Source organism: Streptomyces sp. adm13(2018), from assembly GCF_008042145.1.
In the GTDB taxonomy this organism is placed as follows: domain Bacteria; phylum Actinomycetota; class Actinomycetes; order Streptomycetales; family Streptomycetaceae; genus Streptomyces.
Genome location: NZ_RDBH01000210.1, coordinates 1 through 4,827 on the forward strand (window position 1 = coordinate 1; position 4,827 = coordinate 4,827).

Annotated in this window: 3 protein-coding genes and 1 pseudogene; 2 read left to right on the forward strand and 2 right to left on the reverse strand. The window is 75.3% G+C overall.

Translation table 11 applies throughout. The features are described from left to right. Both EAO70_RS35675 and EAO70_RS35680 read right to left on the reverse strand, forming a co-directional pair. A pseudogene (locus EAO70_RS35675) lies at positions 1-699 on the reverse strand (type III PLP-dependent enzyme); the annotation flags it as partial. A gap of 348 nt (positions 700-1,047) precedes the next feature. Next, positions 1,048-2,052 carry an LLM class flavin-dependent oxidoreductase gene (locus EAO70_RS35680; protein ID WP_187284185.1) on the reverse strand — a complete coding sequence of 335 codons (1,005 nt, stop codon included), beginning with the start codon at positions 2,050-2,052 and terminating at the stop codon, positions 1,048-1,050. 475 nt (positions 2,053-2,527) lie between these two features. Here EAO70_RS35680 and EAO70_RS35685 point away from each other — a divergent pair, with 475 nt between their 5' ends. Continuing rightward, positions 2,528-3,535, forward strand: a complete 1,008-nt coding sequence (locus tag EAO70_RS35685) for a ParB/RepB/Spo0J family partition protein (RefSeq protein WP_148006947.1) — start codon at positions 2,528-2,530, stop codon at positions 3,533-3,535. Positions 3,536-3,595: 60 nt separating this feature from the next. Continuing rightward, the coding region (locus tag EAO70_RS35690) for a glycoside hydrolase family 3 protein (protein WP_148006948.1) at positions 3,596-4,827 on the forward strand (1,232 nt) is incomplete at its 3' end.

Consider the following 4,827-nt stretch of genomic DNA (forward strand, 5'->3'; position numbering starts at 1 on the left):
GGTTCCGGGGACCGCGTACGGGTGGGCGAAGCCGCCGCCGAGGTCGAGGAGGCGGACGGGGGTCCCGTACGTGTCGCGCAGTCGGGCCGCGGTCCGGACGTTGGCGAGGAGTTCCCGCAGGAGGCTGTCCTCGTCGCCGGCGTTGGTGAGGGAGAAGAGGTGGAGGCCGACGGGCTCCACGTGCTCCGCGTCCGCGATCCGTTTGGTCCAGTCGGCGGCGGTCTCCAGGTCGAAGCCGAACTGGGAGGCGGTGCCGGTCATCCGGAGTCCCGCCGAGCCCGCTCCGGTGGTGCCGTTGATCCGCAGCAGGCAGCGGGCGGTGACGCCATGCGCGCCGGCGGCCGTGCCGATGCGGTCGAGGTCGCCGGGGGATTCGGCGGAGAAGAGGGTGACGCCGCGGTCGAAGGCGTGGGCGAGTTCGGCGGCGGTCTTGCCCGGCCCGGTGTAGAGGCAGTCGGCGGGGGCGTGCCCGGCGAGCAGTGCGGCGTCCAGTTCGCCGGTCGAGCTGATCTCGGCGCGGCAGCCGGCGGCCCGGAGGGCGCGGACGACCTCGGGGTGGGGGTTGGCCTTGAGGGAGTAGAACAGGATTGATCCGTCGGGGAGTTCGCGCCGGAGCGCGGCGGCGGACCGGTCGGCGGCGGTGAGGTCGTAGACGTAGAGCGGGCTGCCGTACCGCTGGACCAGGGTGGTCGCCTTCATCGGTTCTCGTTCCTCACGGTCTTCGCCGAACGCTGGGGTCGGCCCTCTGGGGAGTGCGCGGCGGCCGGTCCTCCGGGTGCGCGGCGGCGGGTGGCGGTCCGCGGGGGCGGGCGCGGGGTCCGGCGCGGTGGGCGGCCGGTCGCCGCGCGTCGGATCGTGCCGGTGGGCCGTGTGCGGCCTGCCCGCGCCGGGGGCTGTCCGGCGCCCTCGCCCCGGGAACGCCCGGACGAAGATACACACGGCGGGGCGTGTTCGACTGCGGACCGGGAGCAGTCGAACGCGTCCGCCGCCGGTGGTCCTGACGGGCTGGCCGCGGGACGATGGGGTGGGTGCGGTGACCGACGGGTCTCAGTCGCGCCGGAGTTCGGCGAGGACCGCGGCGACGTGTCCGAAGTCCTCCGCGGTGCTGGTGTTGCCGAGGACGAGGACCCGGACGCCCGCCGCGCGGTAGCGGGCGAGGTAACCGGCCACGTCGGCGTACGCCCCGACCAGGAGCGGCAGGGTGCCCTTGTCGGCGCGGTAGGCGCCGGTCCAGTACACGTCGTCGTAGACGTCGCCGTCGATGGCCAGGGCGGCGAGCCGCCGGCTCCAGTCCGAGCCGCTGGTCCTGCGCAGCGCGGTGGCGAGCCGGGACGCCCGGGTCTCGCGGTACGCCTCGCGGGCCACGGTCCACGCCTCGGCGGCGGTCGGGCGGGCGACGATCCCCACCCGGATGCCGATCCGGGGGCCGCCGGCGAGGGCTCGGGCGTAGTCGGCGGCGAAGCGGTCGACCGGCTCGGGGTGGGTGACGGCGACGTCGGCGGCCTCGCGGGCGGTGGCGAGGGCGGCGGGTGAGGAGCCGGCCAGGAAGACGCGGGGGCGCAGTGCGAGGGCGAGGGGTGTGTTCATCCGCAGCCCCTCGAAGCGGTAGTGGGTGCCGGCGAAGGTGATCGGGCCTTCCTCGGACAGCAGTCGCCGGACGACGTGGGCGTACTCCGCGGCGCGGGCGTACCGTTCGGTCGCGTCGAGGGTCTCGCCGACCTGCCGGAGCTCCGCCCCGGTGGCGCCGGTGATCAGGTTCAGGTCGACGCGGCGGCCGTGCAGGACGGTGAGCGTGTGGATCATCTGGGCGGCGGTGAACGGCGGCAGCGCGTACGGCTGGGTGGCGATCAGCGGGACGAGGCGGTCGGTGGCGCCGAGCAGGGTGGAGGCGACCAGCCAGGGGTCCGGGTTGTGGTGGTGGTAGAAGGCCAGGAGGCCGGTGACGCCGTTCGCCTCCGCGGTGCGGGAGATCTCGGTGAGCGCGGACAGGCCGTGCGGTTCGCCGGGGCGCGCGGTCCTGGCCGTCGCGTAGACCTCGAAATCGGGTGTCACCGGCACGCTCCTCGGTCCGTTCGGTCGCTCACGGCGTGGAGGGGGACGGGGTGGGCCCGGGGCCGGACACCCCGTCAACTCCGGTGCCGGGAGGGCACTCTGCCGCACGGAGCGGCGTACGGGCCACCGTCGACTATTGGTCTAGACATGCAGAACGGGCGCTGTTAGGTTCACCGGGCATGATCCCGGGGCGGCACCGGAGATCGGGCGGAATCCCCCCGGGGACACCACCCCTTCCCGTGTCCTCCCGGAAACCGGGCCGAGGATGTCCCCCATCCCTGCCTGTATCCGGAATTCCGTTCCCGTGGGGGCCAGGACCTGGCCCGGAACGGAATCCGGCCGGTGGAGCTGGCGGAATCTCCGACACCCGGAATTCCCGAAGCCCGGATCTCCGACGCGGAATCTCTGACGTCCCGAATCCGGCCCGGGCCATCCGAAGAACAGCACCGAATGCACATTCACGGGGGAAACACCGATGGAACACTGCTCCCAAACGGACGAACCCGAGCCCGGGGCCGATGGGTCCGGGAGGTCCCCGGTCGAGTCCGTCCTCATCGCCTCGCTGCGCTCCGCGGACTCGCCCCGGCTCGACCCCGAGGACCCCGAGCACATCAGCACCCTGGCCCAGTCCGGCACCCCCCTGCCGCCGATCGTGGTGCACCGGCCGACCATGCGCGTCGTCGACGGCACCCACCGGGTCCACGCCGCCGTCCGGCGCGGCGACGACCGGATCGACGCCCGCTTCGTCGGCGGCGACGAGGACGAGGCGTTCCTCCTCGCCGTACGGCTCAACGTCGCCCACGGTCTCCCGCTCACCCTCGCGGACCGGCGCGCCGCCGCGGCCCGGATCCTGCGCTCCCACCCGCAGTGGTCCGACCGCGCGATCGGCGAGACCACGGGCCTCGCGGCCAAGGCCGTCGCCGCCCTGCGCACCGAAGCGGCGGCCGGCGTGCCGGGGCTGCCCAGCAGGATCGGGCGGGACGGCCGGCGCCGCCCGCTGAGCGCGTCCGAGGGCCGCCGGTCGGCCGGGGAGCTGGTGAGGGCGAACCCGCACGCCCCGCTGCGGCAGATCGCCCGCGAGGCGGGCATCTCGCTGGGCACCGCCTCCGACGTTCGCGCGCGGGTGCTGCGCGGCGAGGACCCGGTCCTGCCGCAGCGGCCTCGCGGCGGCGCCGGATCCGAGGTCGCCACCGTGGTCCGTCACCCCGCCCGGCCGGGTGTCGCCGTGGCACCCCAGCGACGCGACGCCCAGGCGATCCTGCGGATCCTCATGGCCGATCCCTCGCTGCGCTTCTCCGAGAACGGACGCCAGGTCCTGCGCTGGCTCGGCGGCCACAGCCTCATGCCGGACGAGTGGGCGGCCGTCGCCGACCAGGTCCCCAGCCACGCCGCGGACACCGTCGTGGACCTGGCCCAGTGGTGCAGCGACGCCTGGCTCGAGTTCGCCGAGCGGCTCGCCCACCGCCACCGCGGGTCCGCCTGACCGCACCGCGCACGCCGCGCGCACCGTCCCGCAGCTCCCGAACGTCCCAGGTGAGGAACCGTGACCGACCGTCTGTCGACCCTCGTCAACTCCTGTCTCCTGCCGGCCTACGGCGGAGCCGTACCGACCGACTGGCTCAAGCACGCGCTCGACGACGGCCTCGCCGGGATCGTGCTCTTCGGGGCCAACCTCGGGCTCCTGGACGGCCGGGTCCGCGAGGTGGTCACCGACCCCCTGCGGGCCCACCGCCCCGACCTGATCGTCGCCCTGGACGAGGAGGGCGGCGACATCACCCGCGCCGAGTACCACCGGGGCAGCAACTACCCGGGCGCGCTCGCCCTGGGCGTCGTGGACGACGTCGAGCTCACCGAACGGGTCGGCTCCGCCGTCGCCGCCGACCTCATCGAGGCCGGCGTCTCGGTCAACCTCGCCCCCTGCCTCGACATCTGTCCCGGCCCCGAACTGCCCGTCTTCGGCACGCGGTCGTTCGGGCCGGACCCGTCCCGGGTCGCCGCCCACGCCCGTGCCTTCGTCACGGGGGTACAGCGGCACGGCGTCGCCGCCACCGCCAAGCACTTCCCCGGCCTCGGCGCGACCCGCGTCGACTCCCACTTCACGCTGCCCACCGTAGGGGCGTCGGAGGCCGAGCTGCGGGCCCGGGACCTCGCCCCGTTCGCGGCCGCCGTGGAGGCGGGGGTGCAGGCCGTCATGACCGGGCACGTCATGGTCCCGTCCGTCGACGAGGCCCCGGCCACGTTCAGCCGGCGGTTCGTCACCGACGTCCTGCGCGGCGAACTCGGCTTCGACGGCGTCGTCATCAGCGACTCCCTCGACATGGAGTCGGCCCGGGGCCCGCTGGGCTTCGGCGGCGCCGCCGTCCGGGCCTGGGCGGCGGGCGTGGACCTCATGGTCATCGGTCCGCAGGACGGTGAGGAGCTGTGCGCCGAGATCCGGGAGAGCGCCCGGCGGGCCGTCGCCGAGGGCGTCCTGTCCCTGGCCCGTCTGGAGGAGGCCGCGGAACGGGTGGCCCGGCTGCGCGCGGCGACCGCCGCCCCCGTACCGCCGGAGTCCGACCTCTCGGGGACCGGCCTGGCGGCGGCCCGGCGGGCCCTCGCCGTCCGCGGGGCGCCGCCCCTCCCGGCACCGCGCTTCGTCGTCGAGGCGCGGCCGGAGCCCACCATCTCGTGCGGGACCGTCCCCTGGGGCCTGACCGGCGCCCTCGACAGGCTCGGCGGTCTCGCGGGATCGCTCGCCGTCCCGCCCGGCACCGCTGCCGACGCCCTGCCCATCCC